General features: G+C 59.4%; 14 protein-coding genes. 2 read left to right on the top strand and 12 right to left on the bottom strand.

Annotated features, from left to right (window positions below):
- Positions 1–23: 23 nt before the first annotated feature.
- Positions 24–593: a glycerol-3-phosphate 1-O-acyltransferase PlsY gene (plsY, locus tag OH720_RS29085; RefSeq protein WP_008061541.1), complete on the bottom strand. Its 570-nt coding sequence runs from the start codon at positions 591–593 to the stop codon at positions 24–26.
- Between the two features lie 74 nt (positions 594–667).
- Here plsY and folB point away from each other — a divergent pair, with 74 nt between their 5' ends.
- Together folB and folK are read left to right on the top strand one after the other, a co-directional pair.
- Entirely contained in the window at positions 668–1,024 is a 357-nt protein-coding gene (gene folB, locus OH720_RS29080) for a dihydroneopterin aldolase (protein WP_008061543.1), read from the top strand.
- A complete protein-coding gene (gene folK, locus OH720_RS29075) occupies positions 1,015–1,533 on the top strand; it encodes a 2-amino-4-hydroxy-6-hydroxymethyldihydropteridine diphosphokinase (protein WP_272603768.1) in 519 nt (172 codons plus the stop codon). The genes folB and folK overlap by 10 nt, the downstream gene beginning before the upstream one ends.
- Before the next feature lie 64 nt (positions 1,534–1,597).
- On the opposite strand, the gene OH720_RS29070 is transcribed toward folK, so the two are convergent.
- From OH720_RS29070 to OH720_RS29020, 11 genes are all read right to left on the bottom strand, one after another.
- A complete protein-coding gene (locus OH720_RS29070; RefSeq protein WP_272603767.1) occupies positions 1,598–2,827 on the bottom strand; it encodes a multifunctional CCA addition/repair protein in 1,230 nt (409 codons plus the stop codon).
- 63 nt (positions 2,828–2,890) lie between these two features.
- A complete protein-coding gene (locus tag OH720_RS29065) occupies positions 2,891–4,453 on the bottom strand; it encodes a SpoVR family protein (protein WP_020798817.1) in 1,563 nt (520 codons plus the stop codon).
- On the bottom strand, positions 4,450–5,721 hold the full coding sequence (locus tag OH720_RS29060) for a YeaH/YhbH family protein (RefSeq protein ID WP_175387577.1): 1,272 nt from the start codon (positions 5,719–5,721) through the stop codon (positions 4,450–4,452). Before OH720_RS29060 ends, OH720_RS29065 begins: the two co-directional genes overlap by 4 nt.
- Positions 5,722–5,925: 204 nt before the next feature.
- Positions 5,926–7,848, bottom strand: coding sequence for a PrkA family serine protein kinase (locus tag OH720_RS29055; protein ID WP_008061555.1), 1,923 nt, complete (start codon positions 7,846–7,848; stop codon positions 5,926–5,928).
- 296 nt (positions 7,849–8,144) lie between these two features.
- Complete coding sequence (glpE, locus tag OH720_RS29050) at positions 8,145–8,474, bottom strand: thiosulfate sulfurtransferase GlpE (RefSeq protein ID WP_008061556.1); 330 nt, start codon at positions 8,472–8,474, stop codon at positions 8,145–8,147.
- A gap of 33 nt (positions 8,475–8,507) precedes the next feature.
- Positions 8,508–9,392 carry a symmetrical bis(5'-nucleosyl)-tetraphosphatase gene (locus OH720_RS29045; protein ID WP_272603766.1) on the bottom strand — a complete coding sequence of 295 codons (885 nt, stop codon included), beginning with the start codon at positions 9,390–9,392 and terminating at the stop codon, positions 8,508–8,510.
- Complete coding sequence (gene apaG, locus OH720_RS29040; protein ID WP_272603765.1) at positions 9,392–9,772, bottom strand: Co2+/Mg2+ efflux protein ApaG; 381 nt, start codon at positions 9,770–9,772, stop codon at positions 9,392–9,394. The genes OH720_RS29045 and apaG overlap by 1 nt, the downstream gene beginning before the upstream one ends.
- 121 nt (positions 9,773–9,893) lie before the next feature.
- Positions 9,894–10,712, bottom strand: a complete 819-nt coding sequence (gene rsmA, locus OH720_RS29035; RefSeq protein ID WP_008061562.1) for a 16S rRNA (adenine(1518)-N(6)/adenine(1519)-N(6))-dimethyltransferase RsmA — start codon at positions 10,710–10,712, stop codon at positions 9,894–9,896.
- Entirely contained in the window at positions 10,709–11,698 is a 990-nt protein-coding gene (pdxA, locus tag OH720_RS29030; RefSeq protein WP_272603764.1) for a 4-hydroxythreonine-4-phosphate dehydrogenase PdxA, read from the bottom strand. The genes rsmA and pdxA overlap by 4 nt, the downstream gene beginning before the upstream one ends.
- Entirely contained in the window at positions 11,695–13,011 is a 1,317-nt protein-coding gene (gene surA / locus OH720_RS29025; protein ID WP_272603763.1) for a peptidylprolyl isomerase SurA, read from the bottom strand. The genes pdxA and surA overlap by 4 nt, the downstream gene beginning before the upstream one ends.
- The gene (locus OH720_RS29020; RefSeq protein ID WP_272603762.1) at positions 12,992–15,790 is read right to left on the bottom strand and encodes an LPS-assembly protein LptD; all 2,799 of its coding nucleotides are present in this window, start codon (positions 15,788–15,790) and stop codon (positions 12,992–12,994) included. The genes surA and OH720_RS29020 overlap by 20 nt, the downstream gene beginning before the upstream one ends.
- Positions 15,791–15,843: the final 53 nt, after the last annotated feature.

Below are 15,843 nucleotides of genomic sequence, written 5' to 3'. Positions count from 1 at the left end.
TGAAGGAGGCTCATGCCTGGCTGCTAAAAATGCCGTTCGCGCCCGGCGAACAGGTCGCGTAGATTGCCTCGGTGGCGCCAGACGATCATGCCGGTCAAGGCGCACATGGGCAGCAGTGCTGCCGGTTCTTGCCAGGCCAGCAGTGGCAGGGTCAAGGGTGTGGCGATCAAGGCGGCCAGCGAGCTGGTGCGGGTCAGGTAGAACGTCAGCAGCCAGGCGCAGACCGCCATCAAGGCCGCAGGCGGGTATAGGCCCAGCAACATGCCGGCAGCGGTGGCGACACCCTTGCCACCGCGAAAGCGGAAGTACAGCGGGAACAGGTGACCGATGACGGCGCAAACGCCGATCCAGGCCTGGTCTTGAAGTGACAAGCCTGCGCTGCCGGCGACCAGCACGGGCAACAGGCCTTTGCAGAGGTCGCCGAGCAAGGTCAGGATGGCGAGTTTCTTGCCGGCCAGGCGCAACATGTTGGTGGCGCCAGCATTGCCCGAGCCACTCATTCGCGGGTCGGGGCTACCGGTCAGGCGGCTGAGCAAGATGGCAAAGGACAGAGAGCCGAGCAGGTAGGCGAGGATCGCCAGTAACCAAAACATGCTAACCATTCCGGGCGAGGACGCCCTGATTCTAACGGCGCATTGCGCCCTTGTCGTGTAGCGGAGAAAAGTGCTTGGACAGAGTGTTTATCGAGGGCCTGGAAGTCGACACCGTAATCGGTGCCTATGACTGGGAGCGAGGCATCCGACAGTGCTTGCGGCTTGACCTGAGTTTCGCTTGGGACAATCGTCCGGCCGCCGCTGGCGATGACCTGACCCTGGCGCTTGATTATGCGAGCGTTTCATCGCGCGTCCAGGCTTTTGCCGAGCAGGCGCAGTTCCAGTTGGTCGAGACCTTTGCCGAGCGCCTGGTCGAAGTGCTGATGAGCGAATTCAAGATCACCTGGATGCGCCTCAAGCTGACCAAGCCCGGTGCGGTTCCTGCCGCTACAGGTGGCGTGGGCGTGGAGATCGAGCGCGGATGTCGCTGACTCAGGTGTATCTCGGGCTCGGCAGCAACATCGAGCGCGAAACCCATTTGCAGGCCGGCCTGGACGCCCTGGCGGGTTTTCTGGTGGATATACGTTGCTCGGCGGTCTTCGAAAGCCAGCCGGTGGGGATCAAGAGCGGACCGTTCTTCAATTTCGTGGTGTCGGCCTATACCGACTTGCCGCTGATGGAGCTGGATCGTCGCCTTAAATTCATCGAGGCGGATAATGGACGTTATGCGCCTGATCGCCGAGGTTTGCCTCTGGATATCGACGTTTTGCTGTTCGGTGACCTGGTGGGTAATTTCGATGGCCTGGTGCTGCCGAGGGCGGAAATTCTTAAAAATGCGTTCGTGTTGTGGCCGTTGTCGCTGATTGCGCCGGATCGGGTGCATCCTGGCGTAGGCAAGAGCTTTGCGACGTTGTGGGATGAAGCGCAGATTGATCAGGTGTTGGCGCCGGTGGCGTTTGAGTGGCGTGGGGAGCAGCTGACGTCTTCAGATCTGCTTTGATGCCGCTGACGTCTTCGCGGGCAAGCCTCGCTCCTACAAGGAGCAGGGCTTGCCCGCGATGCATTCAGGAGGACGCCGATTCTTTGTAGGCCTTCAGTGCCTTGAGCCGTTCACGCTTGATGGCCTCGCCCAACTCAGGCCCTTTGTATCCCTGCTCCAGCAATGGTTGAACGGCAACGCTGCGCGCCGCCGTCGCCGCCCCGCGCAAGTAATCCGCCTGTGGATAACTTGTCTGCTCCAGCCCCTTGCGCCCGCGCGCATCCATCTCGCACGCCGCAATGAATTCCTCGAACCGTTGGGGTCGGCGGTAAACGTCGAAGCTTTGCAGTAATTCCAGCAGCGTCGATGGCTTCAGTTCCAAAGCGCGATGGCCATGCGTGTGATATTCGCCCACCAGCAACGCCAGCTCCTGGCAATCCTTTGGTGCCTTGAAGCGTTCGTTGACCGCTTTGATCAATTTCAGCCCCTTGGACTCGTGGCCTATGTGGCGCGGCCATTGCTCCTCTGGCGTCAGTCCTTTACCCAGGTCATGCAGCAGGCAAGCCCAGCGCACGGTCAATGGTTGTTGGTGTCTTGCCGCTTGCTGCAGCACGCTCAGGGTGTGGACGCCAGTGTCGATTTCCGGGTGGTGGGTGGCGGGCTGCGGGACACCGAACAGCGCGTCGACTTCCGGCATCAGCACTTTGAGCGCACCGCAGTCGCGCAATACCTCGATGAACACCTGTGGCTGATTTTCCATGAGGGCGCGTGAGATTTCTTTCCAGCTGCGTTCCGCCGTCAGCGCCTGGAGTTCGCCTGACTCACTGAGCTGGCGCATCAGTTCGAGGGTTTCGGGGGCGACAGTAAAGCCGAGATCGGCATAGCGAGCCGCAAAACGGGCAACGCGCAAAACTCTGAGGGGATCTTCGGCAAACGCGGGGGAAACGTGACGAAGCACGCAGGCCTCGAGATCGCGCTGGCCGTGATAGGGGTCGGTCAGGTTCTGCTGATCGTCCTCGGCCATCGCGTTGATCGTCAGGTCGCGGCGAATCAGGTCTTCTTCGAGGGTTACATCGGGGCTGGCGTGGAACGTGAATCCGCCGTAGCCGCGTCCACTTTTGCGTTCGGTCCGGGCGAGGGCGTATTCCTCGCCGGTTTTCGGATGAAGAAACACCGGAAAATCAGCGCCTACCGGCCGAAAACCCAGGGCGAGCATTTCTTCAGTGGTCGCGCCGACCACGACTCGGTCGATGTCGGTGACAGCTATGCCGAGCAGGCGATCGCGTACGGCGCCGCCAACTTTATAAATCTGCATGAAAAACCTCCGTTAGCTCGACAGGATAACCGTTACGTCGAGCGTTCGGAGGTGCAAACAGGATCACAAATGGATGACGGCCAGGTCCAGTCGGCCGTAATCGCCTTCGCTGTGTTCTCCTTTGGGGGGCACATGGTGGGTTTTCATGACCTGGTCACCCTGCAGGGTTTCCAGGTGAATATCGAAGCCCCAGAGGCGATGCAAGTGCTTGAGCACTTCCTCGGTGGACTCTCCCAGGGGTTTACGGTCGTGCTGTTGGTGACGCAGGGTCAGGGAGCGATCGCCGCGTCTGTCGATGCTGTAGATCTGTACGTTGGGTTCGCGATTGCCCAGGTTGTATTGGGCCGCCAGGGTTTCACGAATGATCCGATAACCGCCTTCGTCGTGAATGGCCGGTACCAGCAGATCGTCCTTCTGGTCGTCATCGAGAATACTGAACAGCTTCAGGTCGCGGATCACTTTAGGTGAAAGGTACTGCAGGATGAAACTCTCATCCTTGAAGCTGCTCATGGCGAACTTGATGGCTGCCAGCCAGTCGGTGCCGGCAATGTCCGGGAACCAGCGATAGTCCTCCTCAGTAGGTTCTTCACACATGCGACGGATGTCGCGGTACATGGCAAAGCCCAGGGCGTAGGGGTTGATGCCGCTGTAGTAGGGGCTGTCGAAACCAGGCTGGAAGACCACGCTGGTGTGGGATGTGAGGAACTCCATCATGAAACCGTCGGTCACCAGGCCTTCGTCGTACAGGTCGTTCATCAGAGTGTAGTGCCAGAAGGTCGCCCAGCCTTCGTTCATGACCTGGGTTTGGCGCTGTGGATAAAAGTACTGGGCGATCTTGCGTACGATCCGCACGATTTCCCTCTGCCAGGGCTCCAGCAGCGGCGCATGTTTTTCGATGAAGTACAGGATGTTTTCCTGCGGTTCGGCGGGGAAGCGCGCGTTGTCCTTGTCGCTGTACTTGTCCGCGCCTTTGGGTATGGTGCGCCAAAGATCGTTGATCTGCTTCTGCAGGTGTTCTTCCCGGTCCTTTTGCCGGCGCCGTTCTTCCTCCGCGGAAATAGGGTAGGGACGTTTGTAGCGGTCGACCCCGTAGTTCATCAGGGCGTGGCAGGAGTCGAGCAAGTCTTCGACCGCATCGATGCCATGGCGCTCTTCGCATTGCATGATGTACTGCTTGGCGAACACCAGGTAATCGATGATCGAGCTGGCATCGGTCCAGGTGCGGAACAGATAGTTGCCCTTGAAGAAGCTGTTGTGTCCGTAGCACGCGTGCGCCACCACGAGCGCCTGCATGCAGATCGTGTTTTCCTCCATGAGGTAGGCGATGCACGGGTCGGAGTTGATCACAATTTCATAGGCCAGTCCCATCTGGCCGCGTGTGTAGGACTTTTCGGTACTGAGGAAGTGTTTGCCATAGGACCAGTGGTGATAACCCAGCGGCATGCCGACGGACGCGTAGGCGTCCATCATCTGTTCAGCGGTGATCACTTCGATCTGGTTAGGGTACGTATCGAGCGCGTAGCGAGCTGCAATACGACTGATTTCACGGTCGTACGCCTGGATCAGCTCGAACGTCCACTCCGATCCGGTGGATATGGGTTGGCGCTTCAGCTCTTTGGCGGTCATGTCACTAACCTGCGCTGGAAGAGTTCACGGAAGACCGGATAGATATCCCCGGCCGAGACCAGTTGTTGCTGGGCAAAAGTGTCGGAAAAGGCTTCGGCGATACGCTCGTACTCGAACCACAGGGCCTGGTGTTCCCGTGGGGTGATCTCAACGTAAGTGTAGTACTGCACGAATGGCATGATCTGGTTGATCAGGATGTCGCGGCAAATCGGCGAGTCGTCGTTCCAGTTGTCGCCGTCGGATGCCTGAGCGGCGTAGATGTTCCATTCGTTGGCCGGATAGCGCTCGGCCATGATCTCTTGCATCAGTTTCAAGGCGCTGGACACGATGGTTCCGCCGGTTTCCCGGGAGTAGAAGAATTCTTCCTCGTCCACTTCGCGGGCACTGGTGTGGTGACGGATGAACACCACGTCGATCTTGTCGTAGTTACGCTTGAGAAACAGGTACAGCAGGATGAAGAAGCGCTTGGCGATGTCCTTGGTTGCCTGGGTCATGGAGCCGGAAACGTCCATGAGGCAAAACATCACCGCCTTCGAGCTGGGGTTGGGTTGCTTGATCAGCAAGTTGTACTTGAGGTCGAAGGTATCGAGAAACGGTACGCGATGAATGCGTGCGCTGAGTTTTTCGATTTCTGCCTCAAGATCCTGGATATCGCCGAAGTTATCCGGTTCTTCCTGCTTGAGTCGCAGGAGTTCTTCCTTGGCTTCGCGCAGTTTCGCCCGGCTGCTGCCCGAGAGGGCGATTCGCCGTGCATGGGCTGAGCGCAAGGTGCGGATGATGTTGATCCGCGACGGGTTGCCCTCGTTGCTGATCCCCGCGCGCACAGTCTTGAAGGTGTCGGTGCCGGTCAGGTTGCGCTTGACCAGGTTCGGCAGCTCGAGGTCTTCGAACATGAATTCGAGGAATTCTTCCTGGGTGATCTGGAAGACGAATTCGTCCATCCCTTCGCCCGAGTTGCCGGCCTTGCCAGGCCCTCTGCCGCCGCCACCCCCGGGCGGTCGGGCAATGTGTTCGCCGCTGGTGAATTCCTTGTTGCCCGGGTGCACGATGGTCTGTTTGCCACCGCGACCGTGGTGAAGCACCGGTTCGTCGATGTCACGCCCCGGGATGCTGATTTGCTCACCGTGTTCCATATCGGTAATGGAACGCCGGCTGACCGCCTCTTCGACAGCCTTTTTGATGTGATCACGGTAACGCCGCAGAAACCGCTGGCGGTTTACCGTGCTCTTGTTCTTGCCATTGAGACGTCGGTCGATCACATAGCTCATGACTGCTCCTTAGAAGCTGTCCTGAAAGGGGCGAGCGGTGATGCAGCATCGGACCGAGAGCCAAGGGATAATCAACGCTCCCCCAAGCGCTTTGGATGCTGCCTGAACTCGCTACCGACTTTCGAACACCTTCCAGAGGCCTGTGTATCAGAAAAAGCACGCACAGGTCTCTGGCTGACGACAACCGGTCTGACCGGCAGCGGGTTATTGTGATTTTCTGACCCGCAGGTACCACTCGGACAGCAGCCGTACCTGTTTGTCGGTATAACCCCGCTCGACCATCCGTGTGACGAAGTCGTTGTGTTTCTGCTGGTCCTCTTTGCTGGCCTTGGCGTTGAAGCTGATGACTGGCAGCAGGTCTTCGGTGTTGGAGAACATTTTCTTCTCGATGACCACCCGCAGTTTTTCGTAGCTGAGCCAGGTCGGATTCTTGCCGTTGTTGTTGGCACGGGCGCGCAGTACGAAGTTGACGATTTCGTTGCGGAAATCTTTCGGATTGCTGATGCCGGCCGGTTTTTCGATTTTCTCCAGTTCTTCGTTCAGCGCTACGCGGTTGAGGATCTCGCCGGTTTCCGGGTCGCGGTACTCCTGGTCCTGAATCCAGAAATCGGCGTACAGCACGTAACGATCGAAGATGTTCTGGCCGTACTCGCTGTAGGACTCGAGGTAGGCGGTCTGGATTTCCTTGCCGATGAATTCGATGTACCGCGGTGCCAGGTACTCCTTGAGGAAGCGCAGGTAGCGTTCGCGGGTTTCGGCCTGGAACTGTTCCTGCTCGATCTGTTGTTCCAGCACGTAGAGCAGGTGTACCGGGTTGGCGGCGATTTCGTGGGGATCGAAGTTGAAGACCTTGGACAGGATCTTGAACGCAAAGCGGGTCGACAGACCGTTCATGCCTTCGTCGACACCGGCGTTGTCGCGATACTCCTGGATCGACTTGGCCTTCGGATCGGTGTCTTTGAGGTTTTCGCCGTCATACACGCGCATCTTGGAGTAGATGTTGGAGTTTTCCGGCTCCTTGAGGCGTGACAGCACGGTGAACTGGGCGAGCATCTTCAAGGTGTCGGGCGCGCAATGGGCTTTGGCCAGCGAGCTGTTGAACAGCAACTTGTCGTAGATCTTCACTTCGTCGCTGACCCGCAGGCAGTACGGCACCTTGACGATGTAGATCCGGTCGATGAACGCTTCGTTGTTCTTGTTGTTACGGAAGGTATGCCACTCCGATTCGTTGGAGTGGGCCAGCAGGATCCCGGTAAACGGAATCGCGCCCAAGCCTTCGGTACTGTTGTAGTTACCTTCCTGGGTGGCCGTCAGCAGTGGGTGCAGCACCTTGATCGGCGCCTTGAACATTTCGACGAATTCCATCAGGCCCTGGTTGGCCCGGCACAGTGCGCCCGAATAGCTGTAGGCATCGGCGTCGTTCTGTGGGAACTCTTCCAGTTTTCGGATATCGACCTTGCCCACCAGTGCCGAGATGTCCTGGTTGTTTTCATCTCCCGGCTCGGTCTTGGCCACGGCGATCTGGTTGAGGATCGACGGATAGAGCTTGACCACGCGGAACTGGCTGATGTCGCCGCCGAATTCGGCCAGGCGCTTGGTGGCCCATGGCGACATGATGGTGTTGAGGTAGCGCCGTGGGATGCCGAAGTCTTCCTCGAGGATCGCGCCATCTTCAGTGGCGTTGAACAGACCCAGGGGCGATTCGAATACCGGCGAGCCCTTGATTGCGTAGAAGGGCACTCGCTCCATCAGTTGTTTGAGTTTTTCGGCCAGGGACGACTTACCGCCGCCGACGGGACCGAGCAGATAAAGGATCTGTTTCTTCTCTTCCAGGCCTTGGGCGGCATGGCGGAAATACGACACGATCTGGTCGATGCATTCTTCCATCCCATGGAAGTCTTCAAAGGCCGGGTAGCGACGGATTACCTTGTTGGAGAAGATTCGCGACAGCCTCGAGTTGGTCGAGGTGTCGAGCAGCTCCGGTTCACCGATGGCCAGCAACAGACGCTCGGCGGCGGAAACGTAGGCGCTACGGTCCTTTTTGCACAACTCCAGATACTCTTGCAGAGAGAGTTCTTCCTGGCGTGTGGACTCGAAACGTTGTTGGAAGTGGCTAAAGATACTCATGACGTCACCTCGCTCGATACGTGGAGCCGACGCCGGATCACTCAGTCGATGCTGGCAGCAACCGAACAGGCGGTCGCTGTTTACCCCCCAGAACTCTTTCGGAGCTGACTACCCCGAAAGCTACTCCCGATGACCCGTGCGCCGGTGTACCGGCTCTCCCCTGTTTTGGATGGCCTGCGCTTAAGGATAGTTGCTTATTCGGGAGGTAAAGGCGAGATACGTAATTAGTTGTGGCTGACCGTTCGTCTGCCACCGCGCAAGCCCGCGGTGGCCGGGGCTTGCGCATGACAAAAAAATTATTCGCTGGTGCCTTGGGCCGTTTCCGCAGGATACGTCGTACGCCACAGCTCAAAACCGCCATCCATGCTGTAGACGTCGGAGAAGCCCTGGCTGATCAGGTAGGCAGCGGCACCCTGGCTGGAGTTGCCGTGATAGCAGACCACCACGGTTGGCGCGTCCAGATCGGCACCCTGGATGAAGGCGTGCAGGGAGTGGTTGTCCAGATGCTTCGAGCCGCTGATGTGCAGGGCGGCAAAGGTCGCAGGATCCCGGACGTCGACCACCACTGCGCCTTGCTCGCGCAGGGCTTGGGCCTGTTCCGGGGGAATACGTTTGAATTCGCTCATGGCGGGCTCCTGTGGCTCGGCAGAAAGTGCAGTCTAGCGCGGGGCGCTGACTGGCGATGGTTCGGAAATCCGTGGGGCGACTGGCGGTTCGGCGGCATGGCCATGCTCGTCGCATTTGCAGGCCAGGCGTTCACCCGTGTCGACATTCATCAGGGTCAGGGCGCCGCCCCAGACGCAACCGGTGTCGAGGGCCGAGATACCCGGTTCCTGGATCTTGCCTTCCAGCGCCGCCCAGTGGCCGAAGATGATTTTCACGTCCCTGGTCTTGCGTTCCTTGTGCTGGAACCAGGGCTTGTAGCCTGCAGGGGCCGTGCCCAGGCCTTCCTTGCTCTTGAGGTCGAGCTTGCCCTCGGCCGTACAGAAGCGCATGCGCGTGAAATAGTTGGTAATCACCCGCAGACGCGTCACGCCCTTGAGGTCACTGTCCCATTTCGCCGGATCGTTACCGTACATGCCATCGAGGTAGGGCGGCAGCAGGTTGTCATCACGCAGGGCCGTCTCGACTTCGGACGCGTATTTCAATGCTTTGCGCAGTGACCACTGCGGCGGAATGCCAGCATGCACCATCGCCACGTTGCGCTGTTCATCGTAGTGCATGAGTTTTTGCTGGCGCAGCCATTCCAGTAGCTCGGCGCTATCGGGGGCTTCGATGATCTCGCGCAGAGTGTCGGCTTTCTTCAGGCGCTCGATGTTCTTTCCGGCCGCCAGCAAGTGCAGGTCGTGGTTGCCGAGCACGCACACCAGTGAGTGACGGATGCTATAGAGGAAACGCAGGGTTTCCAGCGACTGCGGGCCGCGGTTGACCAGGTCGCCTACCAGCCACAGACGGTCTTTTGCCGGGTCGAAGGCGACCTTCTTGAGCAGGCATTGCAATGCCTCGAGGCAGCCTTGCAGGTCGCCGACGGCATAGGTTGCCATCAGTGCAAGGCTCCGGGCACCGCCAGGCGGAATGGGGCGATGATGGCATCGAAATGTTTGCCATCCTCGGCGCGCATCTCGTAGCTGCCCTGCATGGTGCCGACTTTGGTGGTCATGACGGTGCCGCTGCTATAAGTATGGCTTTTACCGGGCTCGATCTCCGGTTGCTGGCCAACTACGCCCGCACCGCGAACTTCCTCGACATGCCCATCGCCATCGGTGATGACCCAATGCCGTGACAACAGTCTGGCCGGTAGCAGGCCGTTATTTTTCACGGTGATGGTGTACGCGAAGGCAAAACGCTCTTGCTCGGGTTGCGATTGTTCTGCCAGATAGCGGGTGACGACGCTGACGTCGACCTGATAACGAGGATCGGACATGCAAAGGGCCTTAAAAACGAAGCGGAACGCGGGACGTAGCTGATAAGTCAGTCTAGGCCAGGTATCGGATAGTAAACCAGACATGGGCGCTGGTGTCCTACCCGATAACGCTTCAGTTCTGTCAGGCGTCCGCGGCTTTCTGTAGGACTTGTTCGCTAAGCTTGTCGGCAAGGCGCACGAATGCCGCCAGATCAAGCTGCTCGGGGCGCAAGCTGCCATCGACGCCGGCGGCTTCGATTTCGGCGTTGCTCAGCAACAGCTTGAGGGTGTTGCGCAGGGTTTTGCGGCGCTGATTGAAAGCCTCGCGCACGACGCGCTCCAGCAAACGGTGGTCCTTGGCCGGGTGCGGCAATACCGCGTGGGGCACCAGGCGCACGATGGCCGAGTCGACCTTCGGTGGTGGATTGAACGCGCCGGGTCCTACGTTGAACAGATGTTCGACCCGGCAGTGGTACTGGACCATGATCGACAGCCGGCCCCAGTCACCGCCGCCAGGCCCTGCCGCCAGACGCTCGACCACTTCTTTCTGCAGCATGAAGTGCATGTCGCGGATCAGGTGGGCGTTGTGCAGCAGGTGGAAAATCAGCGGTGTAGAGATGTTGTACGGCAGGTTGCCGACTACACGCAGGCTACCAGGTGCGGCATTCAGGCTGGTGAAATCGAACTTCAACGCATCACCCTGATGCAGGTTGAAGTTGCTCTTGCCGGCGAACTGCTGGTTGAGGATCGGGATCAGGTCCTTGTCCAGTTCCACCACGTCGAGCTGGGCACCGCTGCTGAGCAGGCCTTGGGTCAGCGCGCCCTGGCCAGGGCCGATTTCCAGTAGACGGTCTTCGGCCTTGGCATGGATGGAGCGCAGGATGCGGTCGATAACGCCAGCATCGTGCAGGAAGTTCTGGCCAAAACGCTTGCGCGCCTTGTGTTGGTATTGCTCGGTCATAAACGGGTCTCGGCCATCTGGTAGGCGGTTTCCAGGGCGACTTGCAGGCTGCCGGTGTCGATCTTGCCACTGCCGGCCAGGTCCAGGGCGGTGCCGTGGTCGACCGATGTGCGGATGATTGGCAAGCCGAGGGTCACATTGACTGCTGCGCCGAAGCCTTTGTATTTCAGCACAGGCAGGCCCTGGTCGTGGTACATCGCCAGCACTGCATCGCAGTGCTCCAGATATTTGGGGGTAAACAGAGTGTCGGCGGGCAACGGGCCACGTAGGTCCATGCCTTCGCCGCGCAGGCGCTCTAGCGTGGGTTCGATGATATCGATTTCTTCATGGCCCAGGTGTCCGCCTTCACCGGCATGGGGGTTGAGCCCGCACACCAGGATACGTGGCTGGGCGATGCCGAACTTTTCTTTCAGGTCGCTGTGCAGGATTCGCGTGACCCGCTCCAGACGCTCCGGCGTGATCGCATCGGCAATCTCGCGCAGGGGCAGGTGAGTGGTGACCAGCGCCACGCGCAGGCCGCGGGTGGCGAGCATCATGACCACTTGCGAGGTGTGGGTCAGGTCGGCGAGAAATTCCGTGTGCCCGGAAAACGCGATACCGGATTCATTGATCACGCCCTTGTGCACCGGGGCGGTGATCATGCCGGCAAAATGCCCGTCCAGGCAGCCCTGGCCAGCGCGGGTCAGGGTCTCCAGGACGAAAGCGGCGTTAGCCTTGTCCAGCTGCCCAGCGACCACCTTGGCGTTGAGCGGTGTATCCCACACATACAGGCTATTGGCGGGAGCGGGAGCATCCGGCCAGTTGTCCGGCATGACGGGCAGCACATCGACGACCACGCCCAGCTGCGCGGCCCGCTCAAGGAGCAGGTCGCGGCTGGTAATGGCAATCAGGGGGTGTGGCTGGGCGTGCGCGGCGAGCAGCAGGCACAGGTCGGGACCTATGCCGGCCGGTTCGCCGGGTGTCAGCGCGAAACGCTTGGGTTTCACTGTGCTGCCTGGTCGGCGCCAGGGAGTTTGATTTCCACGTACGCTTCGTCACGGATCTGACGCAGCCAGGTTTGCAGCTCTTCGTCGTACTTGCGGTTACGCAGTACGGTCATCGCTTGCTGCTCGCGAGCCTGGGTCGTGCTGTCGGTGGCGCGGCGACCGAGGACTTCCAGGACGTGCCAGCCGTATTGAGTCTGGAATGGCTTGGACAGCTGACCTTGCGGGGTCTTGGCCATCACTTCGCGGAACTCCGGAACCAATACATTCGGGTCGATCCAGTTCAGGTCGCCGCCATTGAGGGCGGAACCCGGGTCTTCCGAGTAGCTTTTTGCCAGTTCGCCGAAATCTTCGCCTGCTTCGATGCGGGTGTAGAGCGACTCGGCCAGGGCCTTGGTTTTTGCTTCGTCACGGATCGGACTTGGTTTGACCAGGATGTGACGGACGTGCACTTCGTCACGCACCTGCGCCCCACCGCCACGCTTGTCGGTGATCTTCAGGATGATGAAGCCCCCCGGCGTGCGCATGGGTTGGGTGATGTCGCCAACCGCCATGGTGCTCAACAGGCGATCGAAGGGTGGTGGCAATTGAGCAGCTTTACGCCAGCCCATGTCGCCACCTTCCAGTGCGGTTTCGCTGGCGGACTTGGCGATTGCCAACTGACCGAAGTCAGCGCCTTGCTTGAGCTGCTGGTAAACCGCGTCGGCCTGCTTGGCGGCATTCTGGATGGCGTCGGAGTTGGCGCTTTCCGGCGTAGGAATCAGGATGTTGGCCAGGCGGAACTCTTCGGACAGCTGCATTTTGCCAAGATCCGAGGCCAGGAAGTTCTTCACCTCCTGCTCGGAGACCTGGATGCGCTCGGCAACGCGACGCTGACGCACGCGGCTGATGACCATTTCGCGACGAATCTGGTCACGTGCGTCGTCGTAGGACAAGCCGTCACGCGTCAGGGCGGCGCGGAATTGCTCGACCGACATGTTGTTGCGCTGGGCAATGGTGCCGACAGCCTGGTTCAGTTCTTCATCGGTGATACGGATGCCGGAGCGTTCGCCGATCTGCAGTTGCAGGTTCTCGACGATCAGGCGCTCAAGCACCTGTTGTTCCAGTACGCTGGCCGGTGGCACGGCGGAGCCGCGCTTGGCGATGGTTTGCTGGACTTCATGGACCCGTTGGTCCAGTTGGCTCTGCATGACCACGTCGTTGTCGACAATGGCCACCACTTTATCGATGGACTGTACCGCGGCGTTGGCCGCGGTACCCAGGAACAGCGCGCCCAGCAACAGCGGGCGCAGACAATCAGAAAGCTTGGTCTTCACGTTCACGATAACCTTGGATGCCTTTGTCGAGGAAACTCTCTACTTTGGCGCCGGTGAGGCCGCCGAGTCCCTTCAGAACAATTTGGAGGAAGACGCCATGGTCGCCTTTTTCGTTTTGCGGGGCGTCTTGACTGGTTTCGTCATAATCGACCCAGTAACGGTTGATCAGGCGCAGTTTCCAGCAGCAGTTGTCGTACTCGAAACCACCGAAGGCTTCCAGGGTACGGTTGCGGTTGTAGTCGTACTGCCAGCGGCTGATGACGTTCCATTGCGGCACGACCGGCCAGATCACCGAGAAGTCGTGCTGTACGATCTTGTAGTAGTCCTTCACGTAGCCAGGCTGGCCCGGGGTGCCGTAGTCACCGCCGCCCACTTGCCATGTACCGGAGTTCTGGTCATAACGAATCTGGTCATTGCGATAGCGATAGCCGGCGTTGATGACCTTGTTCGGGTTGTCTTCAGGCTGGTAATGGAACATCGCGCTGCCCGAACGGGGGCTGCGGGTGTCCGGGTCCCAGTTGTAATCGGCAGTGGTGCGCCAATCGCGGTTCCAGCGATATTCGTATTCCAGCGCGTAAGGAGAAACGTCAGAGTGCGCGTCTTCGCGGGTTTTTGCATCGATGCCCGGCAGCTGGACTTCGCGATCCTTGAAGTAGAAAGCCTGGCCGACGCTGATGCGTTGGCGCTCGAAGCCGTTTTCTTCGATCCAGCGGCTGGTCACGCCCAGGGACAGTTTGTTCTCGTCGCCGACACGGTCGGAACCAGAGAAACGGTTGTCGCGGAACAGCGATGCATAGCTGAATGTGTATTCGCTGGTGTCGAATACCGGAATGTCTTCCTGGTCCTTCTCGGGTACGTAGAGGTAGAACAGGCGTGGCTCAAGGGTCTGGTTATAGTCTTTGCCAAACCAGTTGGTCTTGCGGTCGAAATACAGGCCGCTGTCGATGCTTGCGATTGGCACGCCGCGGTTCTGGTTGCTGTCGAACGTGCCGTTGAGCCGGTCCTGTTCTGCAGTTTGCGCGGCAACCTGGCTTTTCCCGATGCTGTCCAGGTCCAGTTGGTACTGCGTGTACTGGTACTTGAGTTTTGGCGTCAGGAAACCGTAGCTTGCCTCCATCGGGTAGCTGACGGCTGGCGCCAGGTTGAGGCGATCGCCATTGGCGCGTGCCAGACCCTGAACGTTGGTGTCGAGGCGCGGCGATACATTGCCGTCTTCATCGGTGTAGGTGCCGTTCTTCAAGTCCCGGTCGAACCGCACGAGCTCAGTGTCATAGGTGAAACTCAGGCCGCCTGGACGCTCCGGCAACGCACCGTTGAAGGTGATCTGCGGCAAACGGTCGTACGGGGTGATGTTCGACACAGTCGCCAGTTGATACGCCTGGGCATTCACGCGGGCGGTGTAGCTGTCGCCACGGTAGGTAACGGCGCCCTGCTGGTTGACGTAGTCGGCACTCTTAACGCCAATCTGGTCGGTCTGCAGATCCTGGAAGTAATAGGGATCGCTGATCTTGGTGTAGTCGACCTGGGTCAGGACACGCGAGTCCAGACCACCCTTGTGCTGCCAGTTGTACATGTAGCGGGTTTTATCGTAGTCGCTCTGCTGCTTGCGATCGTCGTTCTCGTCGTTGAGGTACGCGGCGCCGAACTGACCTTCGCTGGACTTGGTCAGGTAGCGGAATTCGCCTTCCATCAACAGGCCGCGATCACTCATGTAGCGCGGGTACAACGTGGCATCGTAGTTTGGTGCCAGGTTGAAGTAGTACGGCGTGACCAGCAGGAAACCAGTGTCGCTGCCGCTGCCGATGGTCGGCGGCAGGAAGCCGGATTGACGACGGTCGTCGATCGGGAAGTAGATGTACGGCGTATACAGGATCGGAATGTCCTTGACCCGCAGTGTGACGTTGGTCGCCGTACCGAAGCCGGTAGCCGGGTTCAAGGTGATGTTGTTGCCCTTGAGCTGCCAGGCGTTGCTGTTCGGCTCGCACGTGGTGTACGTACCATCCTTGAGTCGAATGATGGCGTTCTCGGCACGCTTGGCGTACAGCGCGTTACCGCGGATGCGCGATTTGTGCATCACGTATTCGGCGTTGTCGACCTTGGCCTCACCGGTATCGAGCTGCACGTCGGCGTGGTCACCCACGATCAGTGCGCCGTTGTCGCGAATGCGCACGTTGCCGCTCAGCTCACCACGGCTCTCGGCCTGGTACAGGTTGGCTTCGTCGGCTTCGACCTGCATGCTGCCCTGGCGCATGACCACGTCACCGGCCAGGGTGGCGACTTGCTCATCCTGCTTGTAGCGGGAAGCTTTGGCGCCGATAAAGGTTGGGGCGTCACTTTTATTCGTCTTGTCATTCATGCCAGGACGAATCGGTTCGATATAGGAACCAGAGCAATAAGGACCGGTTTCGGCCAATTGTGCTGCAGTGAGCTGCTCGCGCGGAACCCAGTCGAGGTGGCTGTAGTCTGCGCTACGCGACTTGAGGCCACGGCCTTTGGATTCGGTGACCAGTGCTGGTTTGGCCCCCGTGTCTTCGCTGGCGCCCGTTTCGGCGGGTGCCTGGCCGGTGGTGCTGGCTGCGCTGCCCTCATGGACTGGGCGCGGAGGCAATGCAGCCGCCTGCGATTTTGGCGCACAATTCCAGGCACCCGAAGCAGAGACCGAGCAGTCATACTGTTCCGCGGCGACCACGAAAGGGCTGGCCAAGGGTTGCAGAGCCAGCAAACTGCCGGTCATCAACAACGGAAATTTTTTACGAAACGCGGGGGATTTCAATGCCATCTTAATAGTCCGGGCTTCCTGCGTGCCATCTGCCCGCGGTGTGGGCCGCACGC

This window comes from Pseudomonas sp. WJP1 (assembly GCF_028471945.1).
Classification (GTDB): Bacteria; Pseudomonadota; Gammaproteobacteria; order Pseudomonadales; family Pseudomonadaceae; genus Aquipseudomonas.
Note: the sequence above shows the minus strand (reverse complement) of the source record. Positions and strands in the feature narration are given on the sequence as shown.

Coding starts and splice junctions, on each gene's coding strand:
- OH720_RS29055 (WP_008061555.1), bottom strand. CDS start 7,848: ATGAGTATCTTTAGCCACTTCCAACAACGTTTCGAGTCCACACGCCAG.
- OH720_RS29065 (WP_020798817.1), bottom strand. CDS start 4,453: ATGACCGCCAAAGAGCTGAAGCGCCAACCCATATCCACCGGATCGGAG.
- glpE (WP_008061556.1), bottom strand. CDS start 8,474: ATGAGCGAATTCAAACGTATTCCCCCGGAACAGGCCCAAGCCCTGCGC.
- folK (WP_272603768.1), top strand. CDS start 1,015: ATGTCGCTGACTCAGGTGTATCTCGGGCTCGGCAGCAACATCGAGCGC.
- OH720_RS29020 (WP_272603762.1), bottom strand. CDS start 15,790: ATGGCATTGAAATCCCCCGCGTTTCGTAAAAAATTTCCGTTGTTGATG.
- apaG (WP_272603765.1), bottom strand. CDS start 9,772: ATGTCCGATCCTCGTTATCAGGTCGACGTCAGCGTCGTCACCCGCTAT.
- rsmA (WP_008061562.1), bottom strand. CDS start 10,712: ATGACCGAGCAATACCAACACAAGGCGCGCAAGCGTTTTGGCCAGAAC.
- OH720_RS29060 (WP_175387577.1), bottom strand. CDS start 5,721: ATGAGCTATGTGATCGACCGACGTCTCAATGGCAAGAACAAGAGCACG.
- OH720_RS29070 (WP_272603767.1), bottom strand. CDS start 2,827: ATGCAGATTTATAAAGTTGGCGGCGCCGTACGCGATCGCCTGCTCGGC.
- OH720_RS29045 (WP_272603766.1), bottom strand. CDS start 9,392: ATGGCAACCTATGCCGTCGGCGACCTGCAAGGCTGCCTCGAGGCATTG.
- plsY (WP_008061541.1), bottom strand. CDS start 593: ATGTTTTGGTTACTGGCGATCCTCGCCTACCTGCTCGGCTCTCTGTCC.